This is a genomic window from Borreliella japonica (assembly GCF_030438115.2).
Classification (GTDB): domain Bacteria; phylum Spirochaetota; class Spirochaetia; order Borreliales; family Borreliaceae; genus Borreliella; species Borreliella japonica.
The window spans coordinates 330,569-355,185 of sequence record NZ_CP124062.1 but is presented as its reverse complement, the minus strand read 5'-3'; the positions used below and the strand labels follow the sequence as shown (position 1 = coordinate 355,185).

Here is a 24,617-nt window from a genome sequence, read left to right as displayed (position 1 = left end):
TTTGAAAGATATACATTTAGAAAATAGTTTAAAATTAAGCTTAGTGATACTTAGCAGAGAAAGTGAAGATAAATTTATTTCAAAATTTGAGAAGGTTATTAGATTGGTTAACGAAATCTCAAGTTTTGATGTTCAAGTTAGTTTTGATGCTAATAAGAAAAAGATTTCTGCATTGCGTGAAGATAAAGTAAGATTTTCTCTTTCTATTGAATCGATTAAAAAGCTTAGTAATTCGTTTTTAGATGGATATTTTGCATCTCCTAAAATATTAGAATAAAAGGATAAGGACTTGGACTTAAGCAATTTAACTTTAACCAAAATTCAAGAATTAGTATTAACCAAAAAATGTAAAATTTATGACATTTTACTTGCTTATAGAAATAATTATGAATTAAATAAGGATATTAATGGATATATTGAATTTTTTGATGATTCTTTAGAGATTGCAAAAAAGTATGACGATTGTTTAAAAAATTTTGAATTAGAAGATTTGCCTTTAATTGGAATGCTTATTGCTGTTAAAGATAATATTTCAATTCAAGATAAATCTTTAACTTGTGCTTCTGAAATTTTAAAAGGCTATATTTCTCCTTATGATGCAACCGTGATCAAGAGGCTTAAGGATAAAGGAGCAATTCTAATTGGTAGAACCAATATGGATGAATTTGCTATGGGTTCTACCTGTGAATTTTCTTATTATGGTCCAACTTTAAATCCAATAAATAGAAAATATGTTATAGGTGGCAGTTCCGGGGGATCTGCAGCTGTAGTTGCATCTTTTCAAGCACCTTTTTCGCTTGGTAGTGATACTGGAGGCTCTGTTAGGCTTCCTGCATCTTTTTCAGGAATTTTGGGCTTCAAACCTTCTTATGGAGGCCTTTCTCGATATGGGCTTGCATCTTATGCTTCGTCTTTTGATCAAATAGGATTTTTTTCTCATTCTATTGAAGATATTGCTTTGATTTTAAAGCATACTTGTGGAGCTGATAAAATGGATTCTACCAGTGTAGACATTCTTGATGATTTTTATCCTTTAAAAATTGAGTCGTTGCAAGGTAAAAATTTAGCTGTGATTAAAGAACTCAGTGAAGATCTAATGGACAAAGATGTTGCAAGTGGTTTTGCCAAATTTAAATTTGATCTTTTGTCAAAAGGTATTAATATAAAAGAAGTTTCAATAGAAGAGATTAATTTTATCTTATCAATTTATTATACAATTTCTCCTGTTGAAGCATCCTCTAATCTTGCTCGTTATACCGGACTTTGTTATGGTAAGAGAATATCAGAAAATTTGAGTCTTAATGATTTTTATTTTAAGCATAGGAGTGATTTCTTGTCAGAAGAAGTTAAAAGACGTATTGTTCTTGGAAATTATTTATTGTCAGAAGGTTATGATGCCAAATATTATTCAAAAGCTTGTGAAATTCTTCAAAATTTAATTATTCCTAAATTTAACAAGCTTTTTGAAAATTTCGATTTTATTATTACTCCAACAAGCTTTGTTAAACCTTTTAAAGTTGGTTTGGATTTTGATGATCCTGTTAAAATGTATTGTTCAGATATTTGTACGGTGATTGCAAATCTTATTGGAGCTCCTGCTATTTCGCTTCCATATTTTAAGGATAAAGAAGGACTATCGATTGGAATGCAAATTATCGGGCGCAGCAAGAAGGATTTTGAACTTTTAAGTTTTTCGAAAAATGTGATTAGGGAATTAGGATTGAATGGAATATAAATTAGTTATTGGATTAGAAATTCACATTCAGCTGGGTTTAAGAACAAAGGCTTTTTGTGGGTGTAAGAATGATTTTGGAGGAGTTCCCAACTCCCGTGTTTGTCCAATTTGTCTTGGGTTGCCTGGTTCATTGCCAAGTGTGAATGCAGAGCTTATTAACAGTGCAATTTTGGCAGGGCATGCCACAAATTCAAAGATTAGACATGTTGTTAAATTTGATAGAAAACATTATTATTATCCAGATTTGCCAAAAGGATATCAAATCTCGCAAAATGATAAGCCGATTTGTGAGGGCGGAAGTTTATTGATCGAAACCTCTTCAGGGGTCAAAAAGATTAACATTATTAGAATTCATATGGAAGAAGATTCGGGTAAGAGTCTACATTTGTCTGATAGTGAAAATCAGAGCTATATTGATTTTAATCGTTCAGGTGCTCCTTTGCTTGAGATTGTTTCTGCCCCAGATATTAGCAGTGGGGATGAAGCAGTTGCTTTTTTAAGTTCTTTAAGAGAAATTTTTAGGTATCTTGATTTGTCGGAATGCAATATGGAGAATGGTTCTTTTAGATGTGATGTAAATGTCAATTTAATTGTCAAAGAGAATAACGTTGAGTATAAAACTCCCATAGCTGAAATAAAAAATTTAAACTCTTTTAAATCTATTAAAGCTGCCATTGAATATGAAGAATTAAGGCAGCAAGAGGAGTGGGTTCAATTTAGAAAAACCCTTGATAGTTGTGGCAAGCACACTAGAGGATTTGATGATAAGAGTGGAATGACAGTAATTCAAAGGGATAAGGAGACAGTATCTGATTATCGCTATTTCCAAGAACCCGACTTGCCTTTAATAGAGATTGATGATTTTTATATTGATAATATTAAAAATTTAAAGTTAATTGAACTTCCATTTGATGCAAGAGTTAGGCTTAAAGATCAATATGGACTAAGCGATTTTGATGTTATTACTTTAACATCAGATAAACACTTGCTTAGATATTTTGAAGAGGCTGTTATTAATGCAAGTGATCCTAAGAAAGTGGCCAATTGGATATTATCTGAAGTTTTAAATGTTCTTAATGAAAAAGGAATTAGTGTTCTTGAATTTAATTTGATTCCAAGCTACATTACAGAGCTTGTTGAGTTTGTTATTGCTGGTAAAATAAGTGGTAAAATGGCAAAAAAGGTGTTTTCAGAGATGATGACCAGAGAAGTTAGTGCTTCTGTTATTATAAGTGAAGATCAATTAGAGCAAATAAGCGACAAGCTTGTTATTAATCAGATTGTGCTTGAAGTTTTAAATGAAAATCCTAAATCAATTGAACTTTACAAAAAGGGTAAAGATCATGCTATCAAATTTATGATGGGGCAAGTAATGAAAAAATCTTCAGGAAAGATTAATCCCATACTTGCAAATGAAATTCTTTTACAAAGTTTGTCAAATGTATGATTTGTCCTTAATAGACAGTTTGCCGGTGATTAAAAGGGCAAGATTTTTTTATCTTTACGATATTCATGGCAAGAGATATTTGGATTTATATTTAAATGGTGGAAAAAATTTTTTAGGCTATAGGATTCAAGGGTTAAATCGCCTTTTTAAGCAAACTATGTCAAGGGGTTTGATATCCCCTTATCCTTCTGTTTTTAAAAATCAGTTTACCAACTTAGTATTTACTTTTTTTAAAGAGGCTGGATCTGTTTATATTTTCAAACTAGAAGAAGATGCAAAAGAATTTTTATTATCTTTAACTGGTAAAGATAAAGTTTTTATGCCTTGGGAAAAAGAAGAAGGAATATATGAGTTTAAAATAGGATTTAGAAACATCAAATATCCTATGATTTTTAATATTCCTTTGCCCGATTATATGTCCGTTAGTATTGTTGTTCTAGATAATCTTTCCAGAAAAATAGAATTTAAAGATAATTTTGATGCTGTAACTTTATCTTTGGCTAGACATACATTAAGCAAACTTTTATTTTATAGGAAAAATCTTAATGTTGATTTTAATTCTTTTGCTACTCCCTTATTTAGAGTGACTGATAGATATATGTTTCCCCTTTATAATGCTTCTTATCATGCTGAAATTTTTAATGAATTTCTCAAATATGGGTATTTAATTAGTCCAAATTTTAATACTCCATCTATTGCTCCTTTGAAGTTTTCTAAAGGGGATCTGGATAATTTTAAAAAAATTTGTTTTGCTCTTAAGAATAAGTTTATTGATGGGCTTGACAGTGATCCTTGCAAATAATACAATGAATAAGATTTATGCATAAAATTATATGTAAGGGTAATGTGCTATTATGAATAGAATAACTAATAATGTTACGATTTGGATCAAGCCAAAGACTGTTGAGAAAAAATGGTATGTAATTGATGCCGCAGATAGAATTTTAGGTAAAGTTGCTGTGGATGTTGTTAGGATTTTAAGAGGCAAGCATAAGGCTTATTATACTCCCCATCAAGATTTAGGTGACAATGTTATTATTATTAATGCTTCTAAGGTTAGACTGACGGGAAAGAAATATCAACAAAAGCTTTATTATAGACACTCGAGATATCCGGGAGGTCTTTATTCTGACACTTTTAGAACATTGTCAGAGAGAAAACCTTGCGCACCTCTTGAGATTGCTATTAAGGGTATGTTGCCAAAAGGGCCTTTAGGGCGCGATCTTTTTAGAAATTTAAAAGTATTTTCTGGTTCAGAGCATACTCTTAAAGCTCAAAATCCTGTAAAACTGGAATCTAATTCAAGAGAGGTAAAATGAAAAAATCAAATTTTAGCAATGTTAATTTATCAATGGGAACTGGTAGGAGAAAATCTTCTGTTGCTAGAGTTTACATTAGAGAGGGTAGTGGCAATATAAAAGTAAATAATAGAGACCTTGACTCTTACATTCAACTTGAAAATTTAAGAACAATAGCACTATCGCCTTTAGTTTTGACAAATACGCTTGGAAAATATGATCTTTATATTAATGTTTATGGGGGAGGGATTTCAGGTCAATCGGGGGCAATAAGGCACGGTATTTCAAGGGCTCTTTTTGAACTTGATGAATCTAATAAGATGATTTTGAGATCTAATGGATTTTTAACAAGAGATTCAAGGAAAGTTGAACGTAAAAAATTTGGAAAGAAAAAAGCACGAAAAAGTTTTCAATTTTCCAAAAGATAATTTTATTTTTTTTATAATTTTACATTTTTATTTAAGCAAAAAAAAATCCCTTTAAAAGGGATTTTTTTTATTTTTGCTTAATAGAATAAAAGACGTTTTTACCGTGGTATTCGGCAGTCGTTTCCAATTCTTCTTCTATTCTTATGAGTTGATTGTATTTTGCTATTCTGTCTGTTCTTGAGAGTGAACCGGTTTTTATTTGTCCTGTTCCAAGAGCTACAACAAGATCAGCTATTGTTGTATCTTCTGTTTCTCCCGATCTGTGGGAAACTATTGCTGTGTAACCCGCTTTTTTAGCCATTTCCACAGCTTCAAATGTTTCTGTTAGTGTTCCAATTTGATTGACTTTGATAAGAATTGAATTAGCAACTCCCATTTCAATTCCTTTTTTAAGAAATGAGGTGTTTGTTACAAATAAATCATCTCCAACAAGTTGTATTTTGTTTCCAATTTTATCTGTAAGTTTTTTCCATCCATCCCAATCTTCTTCGGCCATGCCATCTTCAATTGAAATAATTGGATATTTTTCTACCCATTTTGACCAATATTCAACCATTTGTTCTGAAGTAAGCTTTTCTTTTGTTGACCATTTAAGTATATATTTTTTTGTTTTTGGATCATAAAGCTCAGATGTTGCTGGATCAAGAGCTATTGCTATGTCTTTTCCAGGCTCATATCCCGCTTCCTTTATTGCTTCTATAATCATCTCGCAGGCTTCTTCATTTGATTTTAAATTTGGAGCAAATCCCCCTTCATCTCCAACAGAGGTTGCATACCCTTTGCCATTTAGAATACCTTTTAGTGTATGAAAAACTTCTACTGACATTCTTATTGCTTCACTGAAAGTTTTTGCTCCTACTGGCATTATCATGAACTCCTGAAAGTCAACAGAGTTGTCAGAATGTGCACCACCATTAATTATGTTACACATAGGTGTAGGTAAAATGTTAGCTTTGTACGCTCCAAGATATTGATAAACCTTTAGTCCAAGATACTTTGCAGCAGCTTTGGCTGTAGCCATTGAAACTGCTAAGATTGCATTAGCACCTAGCTTTTCTTTTGTAGGGGTTCCATCAAGTTCAAGCATTTTTCTGTCAATTGCAACCTGATTTAAGGCGCTCATGCCTTCAAGTTCTGGGGCAATTATGTTTTTTATATTTTCAATTGCTTTTAAAACCCCTTTTCCCATATATACAGATTTATCACCATCTCTAAGCTCAACAGCTTCGTTAATTCCTGTTGATGCACCTGATGGTACAGCAGATCTTCCGTAAGTCCCATCTTCTAAAATGACATCAGCTTCAACTGTTGGATTCCCCCTAGAATCAATAATTTGTCTGGCTTTGATTTCATAAATGTGAAAACCCATTTTTGTACTCCTTGTATTATTTACTTTAATGTATGTTTTTAGTATAATGTTAAAAAGTCTAAATGTGTAGTATTTTATCAAAAGAATTATTGTGAGTTTTGTATATAATTTATGAGAGAAAGGCTTTTATGTTTATTGATTTTTGCAACTTTATGTGTTAACAATCTTTTTTCGAATGATTATATAATGTATGATTTTGATTTAAGTTTAAATGATTTTTTAGAAGTTTCAACAAGAAAAGACAATCTTGAACCTATGGTTGATTCCAAGCGGGTATTATTGTTTTATCCTCCTAGTAGAGAAATTAGAAAAATTTTTGCTGCTTTTGATTTTGATCAGTATTCCAAGAAATATTTATTCAAAAAAAATGAGTATGGAGTTTTTTTTGTTAAAGTTAATATTCCTCATGGTACAAGTGATATAAAATATAGACTTATTGTAGACGGTGTTTGGACTAATGACGAGTATAATAAAAATGTGGTTTATAATGAGGATTTAATTCCGTTTTCTAAAATTGAGGTTGCTAAAGAGAAATCTAGCTATATTTCTTTGAGAAATCCAATACAATCGTATGAAAATAATGAGATTGAAATTTTTTACATAGGTCGTCCTGGACAAATAGTTACAATAGCTGGTAGTTTTAACAATTTTAATCCTTTTTTAAATAGGCTTGTTGAAAAAGAAGACAATAAAGGAATTTATACTATTAAGCTTAAAAATTTACCCAAGGATAGAATTTATTATTATTTTATTGATTCTGGTAACAAAGTAATAGATAAAAATAATGTTAATAGAATTAATTTATACTTTGTTGAGGGGATTGATAATAAAATAGATTTTGAAGTCTCCTATTTTGACCATAAATGAGCTTTTAAATTGTTTATTTATTCATCTCATCAAAAAGGTATTGAGATACAAAGTGATCTTTTTCTACTTCTTCAAGTTTTGGGTGTACTTGGGTTGATAAGTGAATTTTTCTAATGTTTGCCAGAGTTTGTTCGTCTAGCTTTATATTTTTATTTTTTCTTTTTTCAGGGTTGATTTCGGGAATTGATGCTATTAACATTTTAGTATATGGATGAATTGGGTTTGAAAATAGTGTTTCTCTGGGTGCAAGTTCTAGTATAACTCCAAGGTACATTACAGCGATTTTATCACTCATATATTTTACTACAGCAAGATCGTGAGAAATGAACAAATAAGACAAATTGAATTCTTTTTGCAGTGTTTTTAGCAGATTTAAAATTTGAGCTCTGATTGATACATCAAGTGCAGAAACGGCTTCATCTAAAAGTAAAAGTTTAGGATTTAAAGCTAGTGCTCTAGCAATTCCTATTCTTTGTCTTTGACCCCCCGAAAATTCATGAGGATATCTAGCTAACATGCTTTTATGTAACCCGACAATATCTGTTAGTTCGTTTACCCTTTGCTCTATTTCTTGTTTTGTTTTTGGAAGAATTTTGTTTTCATTATATATTTCTAGTGGTTCTGCTATTATTTCTTTTATTGTCATTCTCGGATCAAGTGAAGTATGGGGATCTTGGAATACCATTTGCATATCTTTTTTTGTTCTTAAGAGTTCTTTTTTTGAAAGTTTAGTTATGTTTTTTTCGTTAAAGTAAATATTTCCAGAAGTTGGTGTGTAAAGTTGCATTATTGAGCGAAGAGTAGTGGATTTTCCGCACCCAGATTCTCCGACGAGTCCTAAAGTTTTATTTTTTTCAACTTCAAAGCTAACATTGTTTACTGCATTTACTTTTTGTTTGTTTTTCCAAAATAAAAAATCTTCTCCAGTTGTGAATGTTTGTATTAAGTTTTCTACTTTAAGAATTATTTCTTTTTTACTACTCATTTAAAACTCCTCAATACTAGTTTTTGTGATTTTAACAGGATTTTCTTTTATTGAATAAAGTTTTTTATTTGGATCGTGCTCTAGAGTAAGAATTGATTTTAAAAGTCCAATGGTGTAAGGGTGTTTAGGGTTGTTAAATATTTCCTCTACTGTTCCTTCTTCTACAATTTTTCCTTGATACATGACAGATACTGTGTCACAAATTTCAGCAACAACCGCAAGGTCATGAGTTATAAATATGATAGAAGTATTGAATTTTTTAGATAGGTTTTTGATTAATAATAATATTTGCTCTTGGATTGTAACATCAAGGGCTGTTGTCGGTTCATCTGCTATCAGTAAGGACGGATGACAGCTGAGCGCCATGGCAATCATGACTCTTTGTCTCATCCCTCCTGAAAATTGATGAGGGAAGTGTTTTATTCTTTCTTCTGCATTTACGACGCCAACAGTTTTTAGCATTTCTATTGCTTTTTCTTTGGCTTCTTTTTTTCCCAATCTTTGGTGTAGGATTATTGTTTCTTCAAGCTGAGTTGATATTCTTAAAAATGGGTTTAATGAAGTCATTGGGTCTTGAAATATCATTGATATCTTATTCCCTCTGATTTTTAAAAGTTCTTTTTCACTAAGTTTTAGCAGATCTTGATTTTCAAATAGTATTTCTCCACTTTTATATACTGTTGTAAGTTCTGGTAATAATTTTAAAATAGCCATGCTTGTTACGGATTTTCCACTTCCAGATTCTCCGACAATGGCTCTAATTTCTCCTCTTTTTACAGATAGGTTAATATTGCTTACGGGATGAATTGTTGTATGTTTTAATCTAAATTCAATTGCTAAATTTTTTATTTCTAATATATTTTCTTTTTCCATTCAATTTCTCCCTAGATACTATCTTTTGGATCAAAAGCATCCCTTAATCCGTCACCTAAAAAGTTCATAAATAATAGAAATATTGTCATAACTATGGCCGGAATAAAAACTTTCCATGGATATTCAACAAATGTAGCAATTCCATTTTGTACTAATTCTCCCCAGCTTGTCATTGGAGCTGAAATTCCAAGTCCCAAAAAGGATAAAAATGCTTCAGCCATAATAAAGCTTGGGACTCTTATTGTTGTGAATATAACTATCATTCCAATGCTATTGGGGATTAAGTGTTTTAAGATTATTCTTTGATTTGTTGCACCAAAAGTTTTAGCTGCTTGTATAAATTCTGAACTTGACAGTGATTGTACTTGGCCCCGTACAACTCGAGCTACTGTTAGCCACGATACAAATGCAAGTGCAATAAATAGTCCTATTATACTTCTTTCCATTATGGCCATTAGTATTATTACAATAAGCAAATAGGGCAATACATAAAGAATTTCGATTGTTTTAGTGATTATTTTGTCAGGCAATCCCCCGAAAAATCCTGCTATTGAGCCTAGAATAGTTCCTGTTATCATAGACAAGAAAGCCCCAATAAATCCCACAGAAAGAGAGATTTGACTGCCCTGTATTAATCTTGCAAGCAAATCTCTTCCAAGATTGTCTGTTCCAAGTAGGTATACTCTTTTATGTATTTTTACTTCCTTTTTATCTATTATTTGAACTTCATTTTCTATTCTTCTTTTTATATCTTCGAGTTTTTTTAGTTCGTCTTCACTTATTTCTCTTTTTTCTTTTTTTGCTAATTTTTCAATAAATTTTTTTTCTTTCTTGTACCATAATTCTCCAGCAGCCTGGAAAGATGGTGGCAAATCGGAATGTTCTACTATTTGAGCATGGTATTTGTATATTGGCAATATTGGTTGCAGGATGGCAACTAAGATGTAAAATCCAATTACAAAAAGACTGCCAAATGCTAGTTTATTTTCTTTAAATCTTGACCAAGCTCTTCTTTCGGGTTTAGAATTGTTTTTTTCATTTTGTTTTTCAAGGTTATTCATTTTGATTTCCTCTTATACTCTTGGATCTAACATTTTATATATAATGTCTGATATTAATATGGAAATAAGCAGTATTATTGAATATACCAACAATCCACCCATTAATACTGGGTAATCTCTGTTTAGTGCGGATTCTGTTATAAACATTCCCATTCCAGCAATTCTAAATATTTTTTCAATAACTACGCTTCCAGAAATTATAGCAGCAAATGCTGGGCCTATATAACTTACTACAGGTAGCATTGCTCCTCTTAGCATATGTTTTATAACTATCTTTCTAAAACTTAGCCCTTTTGCACGTGCAGTTCTAATAAAGTCACTCTGTATTATTTCTAACATCGAACCTCTGATTATTCTTGCGAAAATAGCTATATTGGGCATGCTAAGGGTTATTATAGGTAGGATTAAATTTGAAAATCCCCCTCTTTCTGTAATCCATCCGGAGGTGTAAAGTAAACCCCATTTAATTGCAAAAAAGTATTGTAAAATTGGTCCTATTACGAATAATGGTATGGAAATTCCTAATATTGCTATTGATGTTATTATGTAATCTATATAAGTATTTTTATAAATAGCAGCTAATATTCCTATTGGTATTCCTATTGATAGTGATATAATAAGGGATATTACTCCGAGTGTAAGTGACTTTGGAAATCCTAATTTTATGTATTGATTAACCGTAAGGTCTTTCTTTTTTAAAGAAGGTCCTAGATCTCCTTTGAGGACGTTTGAAATATAATAAAAAGCTTGAATGTAAAAAGGTCTGTCAAGGTGATATTTTTCCATCAATCTTGCTTTTACTTGAGGATCAATAGGTTTGTCAGAATCAAATGGACTTCCAGGGGCCATTCTCATTACAAAAAAGCATAGAAAAATTATTGCTAGTAAAGTTGGTATCATTCCTATTAATTTTTTTAAAGTAAACCGTAACATTTTTGCTCCTTTGTAAATAGGTATTGGCAACATTATGTATTAGTCAATTATATCATATAGTATTTATTGTTTTTCAAGCTATAGTTGATAATTTTTGATTAAGTACAAGGTTGAACAACCTTATACTTAATAATTTGATTTTCAATAAAATGAACTTTGTTTTTTTTTAAAATTTTATTGAAAATCTTGTTATGTTGATTAGAGAAGGATTTGGTTTTTGCTTTAACAAGACTATTCTTTTGAGCGTAATTTAGCCAGCTTTGCTTTTATGTTAGACTTAAATATTATTTTTAATATCTGTATTGAGCTATGTTTGGCCCTTTATAAAAATATTAATTGTGTTTTGTATTTTTGATTGGTTTTAGTTCAGAAAAATAATAAACCTCTGATACATTAGGATTCCATCCAGTCCATTTGTCGTTTCTGAAAAGATAGTGTCCAGAATATATGTATATTGGTGCGGCAGGAAAATCTTTTTCAATTATTATTGCTTCTGCTTTTCTGAGTAATTTTTTTCGCTTTATAGGATCTTCTTCAAAATCAGATTCTATGATGAGTTTGTCAAATTCTAAGTTTGAATATCCGTATGATGCAAGTTGCAAATTTTCGCTTGTGAATATAGTGAAGTATGTGTGTGGATCTAAATATTCTCCAATGCGGCCAATTCTTATTATTTCAAAATTACCTATATTTCTGCTATTGGTAAGAACGGGCCAATTTTCATTGGTAAGCATAATATTTATATTTAAAATTTTTTTCCACTGGTTTTGAATAAATGTAGCAACTTTTTTATGAGTTTCGTTTGTATTATATTTTAGTGTTAGTATTGGAAATCCTTTTCCATTAGGATATCCAGCTTTTGTTAAAAGTTTTTTAGATTTTTCGGGATCAAATAAAGCTAATTTTTTTCCGTAATTATAATTTTCAAGATCAGGAGTTATTTCTCTTGTGGGAACTGTACCATCGTTGAGTACTTTGTAAGTTAAAGTTTCTCTGTCAATGGCTAACGTTAAAGCTTCTCTAACTCTAGCATCATCAAGGGGTTTTATTTTTGTATTAAACGAATATAAATAAATTGCATTACTTTTGTGTTGATAATAGTCATTTTGTAGTTTTATCTCATTTACAATGTCTGGAGGGATGCTGTTAAAAATAGCATCAATTTCGTTGTTTTTGTACATATTGTACACAGTCAGATCATTGTCAGATGTAATGTAGACAAGTTCTTCAAGTTCTACTTCTTTTGCATTGTAATAGTTTTCGTTTTTTTCAAATATAATTTTTTCATTAGGTAATCTTTTTTTTAATTTAAAAGGACCACTGCTAACCATGTTCTCAGGGTTTGTCCAATTTCCCTTATGTTTTTCAATAACATGAATAGGTACTGGCATGAATGCGTGATGTAGAAGTAATTCAAGAAAATAGGGCTTTGGAGATGTAAGTGTTATTTCTAATATTTTTTCATCAATTGCCTTAATTCCAAGTTCAGAATCAGATACTTTCCCATCGAAATATTCTTGTCCATTTTTTATTATTGATTTAAGCATGCTAACATGTGTGGATTCTGTTGTTTTATTTAAAATTCTTAAAAAAGATTTTCTTATTCCTTCAGCGGTAATTGAAACTCCATCGCTCCAAACAAGATTGTCTCTTAGGTGAAATTGATATGTTTTTTTATCTTTTGAGGTTTCCCAATTTTTAGCAAGTCCAGGCTTAAGCTTTCTTGTTTTAGTATCTAATGTCAAAAATCCTGAGAATACTTGTTCTAAAATTCTTGCTCCGATTGTCTCATCTACTAAGTGAGGGTCAAGCGATGAGGGCGCTCCCCCTATGTATACTTTAAATGTTAATTTTTCCTTTTCCAAGCTATTATTACATGTAATTAAAGACACGATAAGCATGATTAGTGTTGCTATCTTAATTTTTTTAGAGATTTTTTTAGTCTTATTAAAGCTCATTTTAACCTTTTCCCCAAATTAAAATTTAAAATTATTTATAAATTTAAGATATCTTTATCTTTTTTTAGAATAAAGTCAACAAAAATCGTCTATAAAAAGCAAATTAATAGACGATTTTTGTTTAATTAAATATTAATTATTTATTTTTTAATTTTAGTTGAGATAAATCAAATCTTTCTGAAATATTGGTATTCCAGCCCGTCCACTTATCATTTCTGAAAAGATAACTATTCCCATATATGTATATTGGAGCTATTGGAAAATCTTTTTCAATAATTATTTCTTCTGCTTGCCTTAAGATGTCTTGTCTTTTTATCGGATCAAGTTCAAGATCAGATTTCTTAATAAGTTCGTCGTATTCTAAGTTTGAGTAATTGTGAGATGAAAATTGTGTGTATCCTTGTGTGAATATACTTAAAAATGTCGAAGGATCAGCATAATCTCCTACCCATCCCGCTCTTGCTATTTCGTAATTTCCATTTGATCTACTGTTTAAGTAAGTTGTCCATTCTTCGTTTTCAAGTTCCACATCAATATTTAAATTTTTTTTCCATTGGTTTTGAATAAATTCACAAATTTTTTTATTTGCTTCGCTTGTATTATATTTTAATTTTAAAATGGGAAATCCATTGCCATTAGGATAGCCAGCTTCAGCTAGAAGGGTTTTTGCAACTTCGGGATTAAATAATTCTAAATTTTTTGAATAAGAGTATGAGCTAAAGTTAGGAGTTGCTCTTCTTGTAGGAGTAGTTCCGTTGTCAAGAACTTTATATGCAAGTGTTTCTCTGTCAATAGCAAGGGTTAAGGCTTTCCTAACTTTAACATTGTCAAGCGGTTTAATGTGCGTGTTGAATGAGTAAAAGTATACAGCATTAACAGCTGATGAGTAATAATCGCTTCTTAATTTTAAATCTCTAATTAAATCGGGTGGTATAGAACCAAAGATGGCATCTAATTCTTCATTTTCATACATTTTATATGCTGTTGAGCTGTCATTTGTTGTATAAAATGTAATGTTTTGCACTTCTACTTCGTTTGAGTTGTAGTATTTATCATTTTTTTCGAGCACATATTTTTCGTTAGGAACTCTTTCTTTTAATTTAAAAGGACCACTGGTAACCATGTTTTCAGGGTTTGTCCAGCTTTGTCCGTATTTTTCGGTAACATGAATTGGTATCGGAATAAATGATTGGTGTACTAACATATCAATAAAATAGGGCTTTGGCGATTCTAGTGTTATTTCTAATGTTCTTTCATCAATTGCCCTAATTCCAAGTTCAGAGTCAGACACTTGTTCGTCAAAATATTTTTGACCATTTTTAATGGCTGATTTAACCATTTCAACGTACTTTGAGCCGGTTTCTTTATTCAAAATTCTAAGATAAGATTTTCTAATTCCTTCTGCAGTGATTGCAACCCCATCGCTCCAGGTGATTTGTTCTCTTAGGGTAAATGTATAAACCGTTCCGTCAGGAGAAATGTCCCAATTTTTTGCAAGTCCTGGCTTGTTTCCCCCCGTGTTAGGATCGCCTGTAACTAGCCCTTTAAACATCGTATCTATCATTTTTGATGAAATATTATCGTCTGATAATTGAGGGTCAAGACTGCCTGGCTCTGCTCCCAAGCTTATTTTAAATGATACTCCTTCTGTTTTTTCCTCGTTGTTACAACAAAGAAAAGTTAGAAAAAATATTATTGAAAATAATATTTTTTGTAATTTCATAATTTTTTGTACCTCCTTTTAAAGCTAACTTTAATTTTAAAATTGCTTTTCTGTAGATATTAATTTTAAATCTTAATTTTAAAATTACTTATTTTACTTATTTTATTATTTTTTAGTTTTAATATCTTCATATAAATAGCTTTCTGCAATATTTGGCACCCATCCTGTCCATTTGTCATTCCTGAAAAGGTAATGAGATTTGGGTATATATAAGGGCGCCATAGGAAAATCTTTTTCTACTATGATTGCTTCAGCTTCTCTTAAAATGTCTTGTCTTTTTATTAGATCAGATTCCAAATTAGATTTTGTTATTAAAGCATCATATTCTTTGTTTGAATAACTGTATGATCCGAAAAAATGATTTTCTGTTGTAAATAAGCTTTCTAAGAATGTTAAAGGATCAAAATAGTCTCCTATCCATCCTACGCTTGAAATTTGGTAATTTCCAGTTCTTCTGCTTCCTAAAAATGTTGTCCATTCTTCAGTTACGATTTCTATGTTAATGTTTAGGATTTTTTTAAATTGTTCTTGTAAGAATTCTGTTGCAATTGAGCTTCCCCCATTTGTTGAGATTTTATATTTTAGCGTAGGAAACCCTTTCCCCTCCGGATATCCAGCTTCAGCTAAAAGTTTTTTTGCATTCTCAGGATCAAATAATATTAAATTTTTTCCATAAGAATAATCATCAAATTTTGGAGTTAAATTTCTTGTTGGATCTGAACTTCCTTTTAGAACTACTTTAGACAAAGTTTCTCTATCAATAGCAAGCGAAAGGGCTTGTCGAACTTTTAAATTGTCCAGTGGCTTTAGTGTTGTGTTAAACGCCATGTATGCCATTGCATTTTTTAATCCGGAGTAATAATCATCCCTTATTTTAATTTCTTCTAAATTGTTCTTTTCTGCTCCTTGTAGAAAATCGATTTCACCGTTTATGTACATATTGTAAGCTACGCTACCTTCTATTGGGTAAAATATCACTTCATCAATTTCTACATTTTTTGCATTATAGTACCTTTCATTTTTTTCTATTACTATTTTATCGTTAATTGACCTTTCTTTGAGTTTGTATGCACCACTAACAACTATATTTTCAGGATTTGTCCAATTTTCTCCATATTTTTCAACAATATGCATTGGAACTGGTATGTATGCTGAGTTTGTTAGCATGTCGGGGAAATAAGGCTTTGGAGATATTAATGTTATTTCTAAGGTTTTGCTGTCAATAGCTTTTATGCCAAGCTCAGATTCAGCGATTGTTTCATCATAATATTCTTGTGCATTTTTTATTGTAGACTTTAGTAAATTAGCATATAATGCAGCTGTTTTCTTATTTAAAATTCTTAGGTATGATTTTTTTATTTCCTCAGCAGTAATGGCAACTCCGTCGCTCCAAACTATGTCTTCTCTTAGATGAAATGTGTAAATGGTTCCATTTTCAGAAACATCCCAACTTTTTGCAAGTCCAGGTTTATATTTTCCAGTTTGCGAATCTCTTAATGTTAGGCCTGAGAATAAATTTATGATGATGTTAGTACCGTAAAGATCTGTTGAGAGTTGAGGATCAAGCGATGATGGTTCGTTTAAGTTTGATACTCTAAAAACTATTTTTTCTTTTTTAGTATTATTAATACAAGCTATTAAAAAGAAAAAAGTTAGCATCAAAGTCATTTTTATGTATTTCATGATATTTTCCTTTTTCAAAATTTTACATATTTGTTGTGTTGATTCTTTATTAATCTTTTTAATAAAGAATAATTTATTTTGTTTTACTTTTAAATATGTATGCCTCCTGATATTTTGATTTGTCTTGTGTTTAAATTTTACTTTAATTTTTACAATAAAAAAAGTCTAATAAATTGAATAGTTATTGGTGCTATTTTACCTATCATTGTAAGTTTAATTTTACTTTAATTTGTGTAATAAATAAGGTATAATTGATGTTAAATGTTTTCAAAAATGTATGCTTGTTTAGTATTGGTTATTTATTGTTGTTAATCTTGTGGGATTATTTGTTAGTAATAAAAAATAATTTAACTAATGATTAAGTGGCAACATGGAATGCTTTAAAAGGTGCTATTTTTATGTTTGTACAAAATGAAAGTTTTGATAAATATTTTAAAGACATGGAGAGCGACTTTGTAAGTCAATTTAAGTCTGTTGAAAGTGTTGATTATTTGGACAAATCTTATCGTAATGCAGATTCTAATAGTAGAAGATTGGCAGATAGAATGATAGAGAGACTTCTTAAGAGTAGATCTACTATTGTTGGCATGCAAAATATTTTAGAACTTTATCAAAAGGCCAAATCTGGCAAGTCTTCAATTATATTAATGGAGCATTACAGTAATTTTGATTTTCCTTGTTTCCAATTTTTACTTTACAAAATGGGTTATCATGATATTGCAGATCATATTATTCCAATAGCCGGAGTTAAGCTTTTCAGAGATAATTTATTTGTTAAAACTCTTTCTTTGGGGTACAATGCAATATTAGTGTATCCACCTCATGCATTTGTTGGGGTTGGTATAGAACATGTTAGGCAAAGACGTGTTTTTAACTCTAATTCTATGAAATATATTTATGAGAAGAAAAATAATGGATATATCATACTTGTTTTCCCTACGGCTACTAGATATAGAAAAGGAAGGCCCGAGACAAAAAAAATAATTTTAGAAATTGCTAATTATTTTAAAATTTTTGACTACTATTTAATGATTGGAGTCAATGGAAATGTTTTAGAAGTTTCTGAAGATGGAGATATGTCCCATGATATTTTTAAAAGAGATTCTCTTATATATAATGCTGATAAGGTTGTAAGCATTATTGAGTATAAGAATAAAATTTTAAGCTCTTTAAGAGATTGTCAGACAGAGATTACAAAGGAAGTTTTGGGGTTAAAAATTGCTGAAGATTTAGAAAATCGCTTTAATGTTCTTCACGCAGAAGGTTTTGAAATATATAAAAATAGCTTTTGATGAACATAGGAACTTGATTACAATATGCCTGATACAGATAAGATAAAACAGTTTAAAAGAGAAATATTAGACAATCTTTCGAATGAAAGATTGTCTAAGGAATCTTTTGGCGTTAGTATGGATGTTAAGCTTCCCGAGCCTGGAGAGAGCATTGTTCCCTGGATAGGTGAAGATTTTGTTTTGGAGGAAAATGATGATGAGCTTGATTTAAATTTTATGCTTGATGCTCTTGAGAATGAGGATAAATTGCCTTATTCTGACATTCTTAATGACAATTCACCTTTGAATAGTTCTGACTCTAGAGTTGATATGGATTCAGAGCTTTCAGCCTTGAATAATGATTTTGATGTTTCTTCTAATGATTCTTTTGAAAATAATATTGACAAAGTTCTTGATGATAATTCTATTGATTTAGAGATTGCTTCTAAGCTTGATTTTGATCAGTTAATCAATTCTTCGGAATTAAATTCTGAAGAATTGATTAACAATCAAGGCGATGATAATTTTTTTAAAGCTAGCAATGATTCTTTTGTTTCAGGCGATGATGATTTTTTACAATCTAATGAACTTAATATTGACGATGCGTTAAATAATAAAAGTCAGACAGAAGAACAATCAGAAATGTTTGTTGGAGGTGATTTAAATTTAAGTATCGATGATAATGATTTTGAAAATGTTGCCGATGATTTTAAATTTTTAGAGTATAATCAAAATGTAAATTCTAAACGTTCTGAATTTAAGGTTAATTATCCATTATTTTTAAGACATTTGGATTCTTACCCTAGAAATTTAAGAATTGCAATTGCTGAGGCTTTAACTAAGGAGAATGTTTCAAAGTATAAACTTGAAGCGTTAATTGATCTTGTCGAAAGAAATAAAAAAGGGTTGAAATTTATTGCTAAATTTGTAGGGGATATTGTTGGTCGATCTATTAAATTGCCTTTAATTTATTTTAAGGCAGAAGAATTTAGTAAGCTTCAGCAGAAATTGAGCTATAGAGTTTCAAGAGCTTTGCTACCTTTGATAAAAATAGCTTCTCTTTTTGTTGTTTTAGTCTTAGTTTCTTTGTACTTTATAGTAGATGTAGTATTTTTTTATGTTGCCTCTGAGAGTAAGTACAAAGAGGGTATAGATTCTATATATGCAAATAAAAGAGAGCTTGCAAAAGATCTTTTTAGAGATGCTTATTATATTAGACCCGATGATAAATGGTTTGTCAATTACGCTAAAGCGTTTGAAGAAATCAGGGATTTTGATAGTGCTGAAGAGAAGTATGAAGAATTGTTTACAATTGAGCCTTTTTCTAAAAATTCTACAAGTAGAAGGCGAAAAAAGTTTAATAAGGAAGGATATATTGCATATGCTTCTATGAAAATTCGTCTTGGAGAATATTCTGAGGCCAATTCAATACTTGATGAGGTTATATCTTATGATCTTTATGATTATGATGCTTTGGTATTAAAAGGGGATAATTATTTTAAATGGGCTAAGACAAATTCTAGCTACTATAAAGACAGTATTAATAGTTATACGGTTGTGCTTTCAAAGTATGGACAAAAAAAAGAGATTTTATTTAAACTTTTCAATGCTTATATTGAAGCTGATTTAGATACTGAGTCTGACAATGTTAATAATTTTATTAAATCAAATGAAATTATAGATGTTGATGAAGTTGTTTACACAAAATATGCTAAAAAGCTAGTAGACAAGTATATTTCTTTTGTGACTTATAATCAGAGGGCGAATAATCTTGCTATAAACTTAAATTATCTTAATGGACAAACAAATTTGTTGAATAAAGAATTCTCCGATTTGAAAAGAAATGATGGCAGAACTATTTTCAAGCTTGACAATAATGTTAATATGAATTCAGAGATCGAATACATTCTAAGAAAAATATTGAATAAAAATCCCAATTACGATAAGGCACTTTTTGAAAGCGGAAGATATTCGTATTACATAGGGGATTTTAAAAAAGCTGAAGTTTATTTGCTTAAAGCATTGAATAGTTTTAGGCAGAAAAATTCAATTGAAGATGCTGGGGACAAAATATTGGCTTATAAAATTTTAGCAGACATCTATGAAAAATCCAGGGATTCTCTTAGAGCTAGCAATGTTATTGGTTTAGCTTTGAATGATTATTCTTTTTATAAAAAACACAATCTTATAAAAGGGTCTAAGGAAATTTCTTCAATTTATGAAAAGCAGGGTGATATTCTTAGATCTTTAAATGATTTTAAGTCCGCTATATCTTCTTACAAATTGGCAATAAATGAGGGTGTTGATTATCCAGATGTTTACTATAAAGTTGGATTACTTAGTTACAGGGAAAATAATTACGATGATGCATTGAAATACTTATTTAAAGTAGAGAGCATGGCAGGATTTTCAAGTAGTAACGAAGTTTTAAATTCTATTGCCTTAACTCTTTATAAGACAGGTGATTTTTTAGCTTCTAGAAGCTATTATTTAAGAGTTATGCAAAATTTAGAACTAGAGAAGGCCAATGTTTTGAATTTTAATCCCAAGGAAAACGATTATCATAAAATTCTTTTGTTAAAAGAAATTGAGACTTACAATAATCTTGGAGTTGTAGAAGTAATGGCTTCTTTTTCATCCATAAGAGATACTAAACTTTTTAATTCTGGGGTTAGTAATTTAAGCGAATCAGCTAAGATTTTTGATATATTAAATAGAGATGATGATATGGTAAAAAGCGTTAAAAAAGATCTTGCTAGTTTGAATCTTAGGAATATTTTTAAGAATAGTTTTTCTAAATCGAATGTTTTGTTTTATGAAAATTTATCCGAAAAACTTTAATTATAGGCCTTATTCATTAGTTTTAAACTGTTTATGAGGGTGGTTTCCTTATGAAGAAAATTTTTTTATTTTTTTTTATTAGCTTTTATTTGTTTGGATTTGAAGATAATTCTTTGAAAATAGGTATTGATGATGTTTATGTTGAGGCCCATGAAGAAGGATTTCATCTTTTTATTAGAAAAAAACCTTCAATCAAATCAGTAATATTGACAGAGTCTTTTGAAATTCCTGATAAGAAAAAAGATGTGGCTACTTATTCATTTCGCACATTAAGCTATAATAAGGTTAATGGAGATGAAATTCGAATTTTAAATGGAAGGGTTATTAAGAATAAAGAACTTTTATCATTGACATCTTCCACGCCTGTTCCTAATAAGAAGTTTGGAGAAGCTTTTCATATATTGATTCCAAAAAAATTAAAGTATGGATTTCCAAATTTTTCAACAAGAAGTGGTGAGATTGATTTAGAAATATTAAAAAACAAAAAAGAGCCCTTTTGGTTTTCTATAAGATCTTTTGAGAAAAAATATAATGATTATTTGGGTAGGTATCAGGATAATGCTTATGAATTATTTTTCAAGGATAGTCAGAATCAAGGAAAAATTGAATTTAATGAATTAAAGGATAATTTTACAAAATTTTCGGATGAGGTTGTTATTGCTAACAATGGCATTGATATTGTGGATAAAATAAAAAAAATTTTGAAAAACTCAGAAGATTCAGAATATGATTTAGATTTAGTGCTTGTTGTTGATGTTACTGACAGTATGAAAAGCAATATTGAGATTTTAAAAGAACATTTATTTTCAATAATAGAGCCTCAGCTGCAAAAGTTTAAATCCTATAGAATAGGTCTTGTTTTTTATAAAGACTATCTTGAAGATTTTTTAACCAAAGCTTTTGATTTTAATACTATTCCTTATTTAAATAACATTCTTAAATATGTTAATGTTGGCGGTGGTGGAGATTATCCAGAAGCTGTGTTTGAGGGGATTGATGCTGCTGTAACTCAGTTTGATTGGCGGGCAGAAAGAAGATTTATTATTGTTATAGGGGACTCGCCGCCTCATGAGTATCCAAGAGGGTCTGTTGTTTATAGGGATGTTATCAATTCTGCAAAAGAAAAAGATATTACAATTTATGGTATAATATTTCAGTAAAAGTTTTAATTTTCTATTTTATTTAATATTTTTTCAGCTAAAGGTTTAATCCATTTGGGCATTTCCAATTTATTTTCTATTAGCTCTTCAAATATTTTTTTTGCTTTTTCTGTTTTGTTTGTTGTGTAGTATATGAATGCGATTTCATATTTACCAATAGCAACTATATTCGAATTGTGATCAAAATTTTGAATCATTTTTTCGTATGCTTTTAATGCAGAGTTGTAATCATTGATATTAATAGCCTTTTGAGCTTCTCTGAGATAAACTCCATAAGGAGTTTCTTTTGTTAATTTTTCTAAGTTAATTGAATAGCATGAAATAAGTATTAAGCTTAATAATGTTAGTTTTTTTTTCATTTTCTGTCTCTTTTAGAATGTTTTTCTTGTTTAATTTTATTAGATATAAAACAAGAAAGCAAGGCTTAAAAGCCTTGCTTTTTGGTTGTTTTTACTTATTTAGCAGGAATTATTATCTTCCAGTTAGAATGAATCAGATCTGGATTTTGTATTTTTTGTCTGTTAGCAAACCAAATTTTTGGCCATAAGTAAGGATCATTGTATAGCTTTTTAGAAATTCCCCATAAGGTATTGCCTATTTTTATTACATAAAGTTCACTGCTTGCATTGCTTTGATAAGCTTCTAAGTACCTTGCAGATTCTAAAAATAATTCATTGGCAAGTCTAAAGTTTTTGGCATGTTTAGCTTCAACCCCTTTTTCCCATAATTTTCTAGATTGCTCAATAAGTTCTAGTGTTTTGAATTGCTTTTGAGGTTTAGAGGTTTTTGCTATTTCTATCTTTTCTTCATATGCGAGCACTATTGGAGTTGGAGTTTCTGTTTTTCCAAGAAGATAGACGTCTTCATTAATATTTAAAAGGTTTAAGTGGATGTTTTTTTCTTTAATAAATGCTCTACCATTCCATGGAGAAGGTTTGATAAGTTTATTATTGCTATAAATTGGTAAGTTGGAAGCCGCTTCAAGCGCTTTTAATTGTTTGTACATTCTCTCGTCAGTTTCTTTTAAAGCCTTAGCTTCTTTAGCATTTTTTGCTGCTTGTTGTGCTCTGTTGAATGCTTTGCTATACATGTCAAGGGCATTGTCAAGATTGTAATTTTTATATTTTCTTGTTGCTTCAAAATATAAGTTATTTACTTCGTCTATTTCCAATGGAATCCATATATATGCCTCATTTGCTTCTGCATCGTTTAGATACTTTTCAATATTTTCTTTAAGGTAATTTGTTTTTTCTTTTTTTTCTCTTGTTTCTTTTATTATTGTTTTGTACCTTTCGAGTACTTTTAGCGCAATTTCATTTCCTTCTTTTGTGTGTTTTTTAGAAAAATTTTGTTTCATTGTTTCTTCTAATTTTTCAGCTTCATTAAACTCCTTAGAGTAAAAAAGATGTCCTCGCTCTCTTATTAGTTCATTTTTGATGTCTTTTATATCTCTTAATTGAAAATTTTTATTATCTAACTGTGCAATTTTAGCATTTTTGCTCTCTCTTGCTTCTGGAGGCGTTTTGCATGCGATAAAAGAGATTGTCGCTACAATGCGCAGCATCAATATTAATTTATTCTTTATATTCATAAATACACCCTTATAATAACTTGGCTTCTATTGTCTTTAAAGTAAGAACCCCTAAATATTAAAGTTCTTCTTTTTGCTATTTTATTATTATAGCAATAATAGCATGTCAATAAAAACTTAATATTTTTAATTCTTAAATTGAATTATAGTTCTTTTTCATCATTGTTCAAAGTGTAATAAATTTATGTAAAACAAGGTATAATTAAGTTTATAATTTTTTCAAAGATCAGGAGAGCTTTATTTTTAGAATATGTCATTTTGTTTTTTTGATATTGCTTTTAAGTAGAGCGTTATTTTCTCAAGTAGCAGTTGTAAAAGAAATAGAAGGCAAAGTTGGTGTTATTAGGAATACATTTTATGTTAAGTTGGATTTAGATGACGAAATTTTTGAGTATGATTTTATCGAGGTTGGAGAAAATTCAAAGCTCAAAATAAATTTATATGAAATAAACGGTATTTCTGCAGATTTAATTTTTTATTCCAATACAAATAGTTTTGTGTTTTATTCTTCTCTTAGGGATTTGCAAGATGCAAAAATATATTTGTTTAGAGGAAGTGTTGATGCTGTAATACATAATGTTGTTAAAGGATCTTCATTCTCCCTTATAATAAATAATAATTCGTTTAAAGCTGAAAATACGTCAAAATTTTATGCCAACAGTGATTATTTCAATAATTGTTTTATTAATGTTTACAAGGGTAGCGTCAGACACATTAATAAAGCTGAGTATTTAATTTTTCCCAATACCAGTCTTTTGCTTTTTAATGGAAATTCTTTTCTACATAAAGTTAATGAAGGCACTCTAAAGGGTGTTAATCAGAATTTTATAAGGATGGCTAAAGATAATTTTATGTCTTTAAATAAAGGATTTTTATATTTTTTTATTTTAAAATATATTGAAGATAGTTTTAGATTTAACTTTATGTATAATTATTTAATGAAAGATTTTAAATTTAATTCTATATATTCAAAATGGAGCTTAGAGGATGAGAATTATAAACTTGGCAACAGGGTTGATATGATTAAAAATATTAATTATTTAAAGGGTAGAATTGGAGTGCTTTTTAATAATTTTGTTGATTTGGCTAATAAGTTTTATTTTGTGGATGATGTTTTGAAATATTTTTCTACTTTTTTCGATAAGTCAATAATTACTAACGGTCCTATTTCAAAATTTATAAAAGATTACAAAACCAATAAAATTGTTTTAAAAAATAAGTTTTTTAAAACAATTCATTCTTTAAAGATGTATTTAAGACGTTCAAATGATGATATTACTAGCAATTTAAACGTTAATGAATTGCATTTATTAAGCCCTAGAGAGTTTTGATTTTTATATATTTTTTAGCTTTTTATGTTAAAGTTATTTGTTAGATAAGATGATATATTACTT

21 protein-coding genes are annotated in these 24,617 nt (G+C 29.7%); 11 read left to right on the top strand and 10 right to left on the bottom strand.

Annotation, left to right across the window (positions count from 1 at the left end):
* Nucleotide 1: 1 nt before the first annotated feature.
* The 6 genes from gatC to rpsI are packed head-to-tail and all read left to right on the top strand — an operon-like array spanning nucleotide 2 to nucleotide 4,908.
* Nucleotides 2-277, top strand: coding sequence for an Asp-tRNA(Asn)/Glu-tRNA(Gln) amidotransferase subunit GatC (gene gatC, locus QIA21_RS02295; protein ID WP_301392984.1), 276 nt, complete (start codon nucleotides 2-4; stop codon nucleotides 275-277).
* A gap of 12 nt (nucleotides 278-289) precedes the next feature.
* On the top strand, nucleotides 290-1,735 hold the full coding sequence (gatA, locus tag QIA21_RS02290) for an Asp-tRNA(Asn)/Glu-tRNA(Gln) amidotransferase subunit GatA (protein ID WP_301392983.1): 1,446 nt from the start codon (nucleotides 290-292) through the stop codon (nucleotides 1,733-1,735).
* Entirely contained in the window at nucleotides 1,725-3,182 is a 1,458-nt protein-coding gene (gene gatB, locus QIA21_RS02285) for an Asp-tRNA(Asn)/Glu-tRNA(Gln) amidotransferase subunit GatB (protein WP_301392982.1), read from the top strand. The genes gatA and gatB overlap by 11 nt, the downstream gene beginning before the upstream one ends.
* Nucleotides 3,175-3,984, top strand: a complete 810-nt coding sequence (locus tag QIA21_RS02280; protein ID WP_301392981.1) for a hypothetical protein — start codon at nucleotides 3,175-3,177, stop codon at nucleotides 3,982-3,984. The genes gatB and QIA21_RS02280 overlap by 8 nt, the downstream gene beginning before the upstream one ends.
* A 52-nt stretch (nucleotides 3,985-4,036) precedes the next feature.
* Complete coding sequence (rplM, locus tag QIA21_RS02275) at nucleotides 4,037-4,501, top strand: 50S ribosomal protein L13 (protein ID WP_301392980.1); 465 nt, start codon at nucleotides 4,037-4,039, stop codon at nucleotides 4,499-4,501.
* Nucleotides 4,498-4,908, top strand: a complete 411-nt coding sequence (gene rpsI, locus QIA21_RS02270) for a 30S ribosomal protein S9 (RefSeq protein WP_091972461.1) — start codon at nucleotides 4,498-4,500, stop codon at nucleotides 4,906-4,908. Before rplM ends, rpsI begins: the two co-directional genes overlap by 4 nt.
* A gap of 67 nt (nucleotides 4,909-4,975) precedes the next feature.
* On the opposite strand, the gene eno is transcribed toward rpsI, so the two are convergent.
* Nucleotides 4,976-6,277, bottom strand: a complete 1,302-nt coding sequence (gene eno, locus QIA21_RS02265; RefSeq protein WP_301392979.1) for a phosphopyruvate hydratase — start codon at nucleotides 6,275-6,277, stop codon at nucleotides 4,976-4,978.
* Between the two features lie 135 nt (nucleotides 6,278-6,412).
* Here eno and QIA21_RS02260 point away from each other — a divergent pair, with 135 nt between their 5' ends.
* Nucleotides 6,413-7,144 carry an early set domain-containing protein gene (locus QIA21_RS02260; RefSeq protein ID WP_301393367.1) on the top strand — a complete coding sequence of 244 codons (732 nt, stop codon included), beginning with the start codon at nucleotides 6,413-6,415 and terminating at the stop codon, nucleotides 7,142-7,144.
* Nucleotides 7,145-7,157: 13 nt separating this feature from the next.
* Here QIA21_RS02260 and QIA21_RS02255 read toward each other — a convergent pair whose 3' ends face one another.
* From QIA21_RS02255 to QIA21_RS02225, 7 genes are all read right to left on the bottom strand, one after another.
* The gene (locus tag QIA21_RS02255) at nucleotides 7,158-8,129 is read right to left on the bottom strand and encodes an ATP-binding cassette domain-containing protein (protein ID WP_091972465.1); all 972 of its coding nucleotides are present in this window, start codon (nucleotides 8,127-8,129) and stop codon (nucleotides 7,158-7,160) included.
* Entirely contained in the window at nucleotides 8,130-9,002 is an 873-nt protein-coding gene (locus QIA21_RS02250) for an ABC transporter ATP-binding protein (RefSeq protein WP_301392978.1), read from the bottom strand.
* An 11-nt stretch (nucleotides 9,003-9,013) separates the two neighbouring features.
* On the bottom strand, nucleotides 9,014-10,063 hold the full coding sequence (locus tag QIA21_RS02245) for an ABC transporter permease (protein ID WP_301392977.1): 1,050 nt from the start codon (nucleotides 10,061-10,063) through the stop codon (nucleotides 9,014-9,016).
* 12 nt (nucleotides 10,064-10,075) lie between these two features.
* The gene (locus QIA21_RS02240) at nucleotides 10,076-10,996 is read right to left on the bottom strand and encodes an ABC transporter permease (RefSeq protein WP_091972468.1); all 921 of its coding nucleotides are present in this window, start codon (nucleotides 10,994-10,996) and stop codon (nucleotides 10,076-10,078) included.
* A 332-nt stretch (nucleotides 10,997-11,328) separates the two neighbouring features.
* Nucleotides 11,329-12,954, bottom strand: coding sequence for a peptide ABC transporter substrate-binding protein (locus QIA21_RS02235; protein ID WP_301392976.1), 1,626 nt, complete (start codon nucleotides 12,952-12,954; stop codon nucleotides 11,329-11,331).
* 136 nt (nucleotides 12,955-13,090) lie between these two features.
* Nucleotides 13,091-14,677, bottom strand: coding sequence for a peptide ABC transporter substrate-binding protein (locus tag QIA21_RS02230; protein WP_301392975.1), 1,587 nt, complete (start codon nucleotides 14,675-14,677; stop codon nucleotides 13,091-13,093).
* A 105-nt stretch (nucleotides 14,678-14,782) separates the two neighbouring features.
* A complete protein-coding gene (locus QIA21_RS02225; protein ID WP_301392974.1) occupies nucleotides 14,783-16,360 on the bottom strand; it encodes a peptide ABC transporter substrate-binding protein in 1,578 nt (525 codons plus the stop codon).
* 398 nt (nucleotides 16,361-16,758) lie between these two features.
* Here QIA21_RS02225 and QIA21_RS02220 point away from each other — a divergent pair, with 398 nt between their 5' ends.
* From QIA21_RS02220 to QIA21_RS02210, 3 genes are read left to right on the top strand one after another with little or no spacing between them, the layout of a single operon-like run.
* Nucleotides 16,759-17,652 carry a 1-acyl-sn-glycerol-3-phosphate acyltransferase gene (locus QIA21_RS02220; protein WP_301392973.1) on the top strand — a complete coding sequence of 298 codons (894 nt, stop codon included), beginning with the start codon at nucleotides 16,759-16,761 and terminating at the stop codon, nucleotides 17,650-17,652.
* A gap of 24 nt (nucleotides 17,653-17,676) precedes the next feature.
* The gene (gene flcA, locus QIA21_RS02215) at nucleotides 17,677-20,472 is read left to right on the top strand and encodes a periplasmic flagellar collar protein FlcA (RefSeq protein WP_301392972.1); all 2,796 of its coding nucleotides are present in this window, start codon (nucleotides 17,677-17,679) and stop codon (nucleotides 20,470-20,472) included.
* 50 nt (nucleotides 20,473-20,522) lie between these two features.
* Nucleotides 20,523-21,632 (top strand): VWA domain-containing protein, encoded by a 1,110-nt coding sequence (locus QIA21_RS02210; protein ID WP_301392971.1) that lies wholly within the window; start codon nucleotides 20,523-20,525, stop codon nucleotides 21,630-21,632.
* A gap of 5 nt (nucleotides 21,633-21,637) precedes the next feature.
* Here the strand turns inward: QIA21_RS02210 and QIA21_RS02205 are convergent, their stop codons facing one another.
* Nucleotides 21,638-21,991, bottom strand: a complete 354-nt coding sequence (locus QIA21_RS02205; RefSeq protein ID WP_301392970.1) for a tetratricopeptide repeat protein — start codon at nucleotides 21,989-21,991, stop codon at nucleotides 21,638-21,640.
* A 95-nt stretch (nucleotides 21,992-22,086) separates the two neighbouring features.
* Complete coding sequence (locus QIA21_RS02200) at nucleotides 22,087-23,223, bottom strand: LysM peptidoglycan-binding domain-containing protein (protein ID WP_301392969.1); 1,137 nt, start codon at nucleotides 23,221-23,223, stop codon at nucleotides 22,087-22,089.
* 272 nt (nucleotides 23,224-23,495) lie between these two features.
* Here QIA21_RS02200 and QIA21_RS02195 point away from each other — a divergent pair, with 272 nt between their 5' ends.
* Nucleotides 23,496-24,554: a hypothetical protein gene (locus QIA21_RS02195; protein WP_301393366.1), complete on the top strand. Its 1,059-nt coding sequence runs from the start codon at nucleotides 23,496-23,498 to the stop codon at nucleotides 24,552-24,554.
* The last annotated feature ends 63 nt before the right edge of the window (nucleotides 24,555-24,617 follow it).

Excerpts from the sequence above, each read along its gene's own strand:
- QIA21_RS02250 (WP_301392978.1), bottom strand. The coding sequence starts at position 9,002 with ATGGAAAAAGAAAATATATTAGAAATAAAAAATTTAGCAATTGAATTT.
- QIA21_RS02210 (WP_301392971.1), top strand. The coding sequence starts at position 20,523 with ATGAAGAAAATTTTTTTATTTTTTTTTATTAGCTTTTATTTGTTTGGA.
- QIA21_RS02280 (WP_301392981.1), top strand. The coding sequence starts at position 3,175 with ATGTATGATTTGTCCTTAATAGACAGTTTGCCGGTGATTAAAAGGGCA.
- flcA (WP_301392972.1), top strand. The coding sequence starts at position 17,677 with ATGCCTGATACAGATAAGATAAAACAGTTTAAAAGAGAAATATTAGAC.
- QIA21_RS02230 (WP_301392975.1), bottom strand. The coding sequence starts at position 14,677 with ATGAAATTACAAAAAATATTATTTTCAATAATATTTTTTCTAACTTTT.
- gatB (WP_301392982.1), top strand. The coding sequence starts at position 1,725 with ATGGAATATAAATTAGTTATTGGATTAGAAATTCACATTCAGCTGGGT.
- eno (WP_301392979.1), bottom strand. The coding sequence starts at position 6,277 with ATGGGTTTTCACATTTATGAAATCAAAGCCAGACAAATTATTGATTCT.
- QIA21_RS02225 (WP_301392974.1), bottom strand. The coding sequence starts at position 16,360 with ATGAAATACATAAAAATGACTTTGATGCTAACTTTTTTCTTTTTAATA.
- QIA21_RS02255 (WP_091972465.1), bottom strand. The coding sequence starts at position 8,129 with ATGAGTAGTAAAAAAGAAATAATTCTTAAAGTAGAAAACTTAATACAA.
- QIA21_RS02220 (WP_301392973.1), top strand. The coding sequence starts at position 16,759 with ATGTTTGTACAAAATGAAAGTTTTGATAAATATTTTAAAGACATGGAG.
- rpsI (WP_091972461.1), top strand. The coding sequence starts at position 4,498 with ATGAAAAAATCAAATTTTAGCAATGTTAATTTATCAATGGGAACTGGT.
- QIA21_RS02245 (WP_301392977.1), bottom strand. The coding sequence starts at position 10,063 with ATGAATAACCTTGAAAAACAAAATGAAAAAAACAATTCTAAACCCGAA.
- rplM (WP_301392980.1), top strand. The coding sequence starts at position 4,037 with ATGAATAGAATAACTAATAATGTTACGATTTGGATCAAGCCAAAGACT.
- QIA21_RS02240 (WP_091972468.1), bottom strand. The coding sequence starts at position 10,996 with ATGTTACGGTTTACTTTAAAAAAATTAATAGGAATGATACCAACTTTA.
- QIA21_RS02205 (WP_301392970.1), bottom strand. The coding sequence starts at position 21,991 with ATGAAAAAAAAACTAACATTATTAAGCTTAATACTTATTTCATGCTAT.
- QIA21_RS02235 (WP_301392976.1), bottom strand. The coding sequence starts at position 12,954 with ATGAGCTTTAATAAGACTAAAAAAATCTCTAAAAAAATTAAGATAGCA.
- QIA21_RS02200 (WP_301392969.1), bottom strand. The coding sequence starts at position 23,223 with ATGAATATAAAGAATAAATTAATATTGATGCTGCGCATTGTAGCGACA.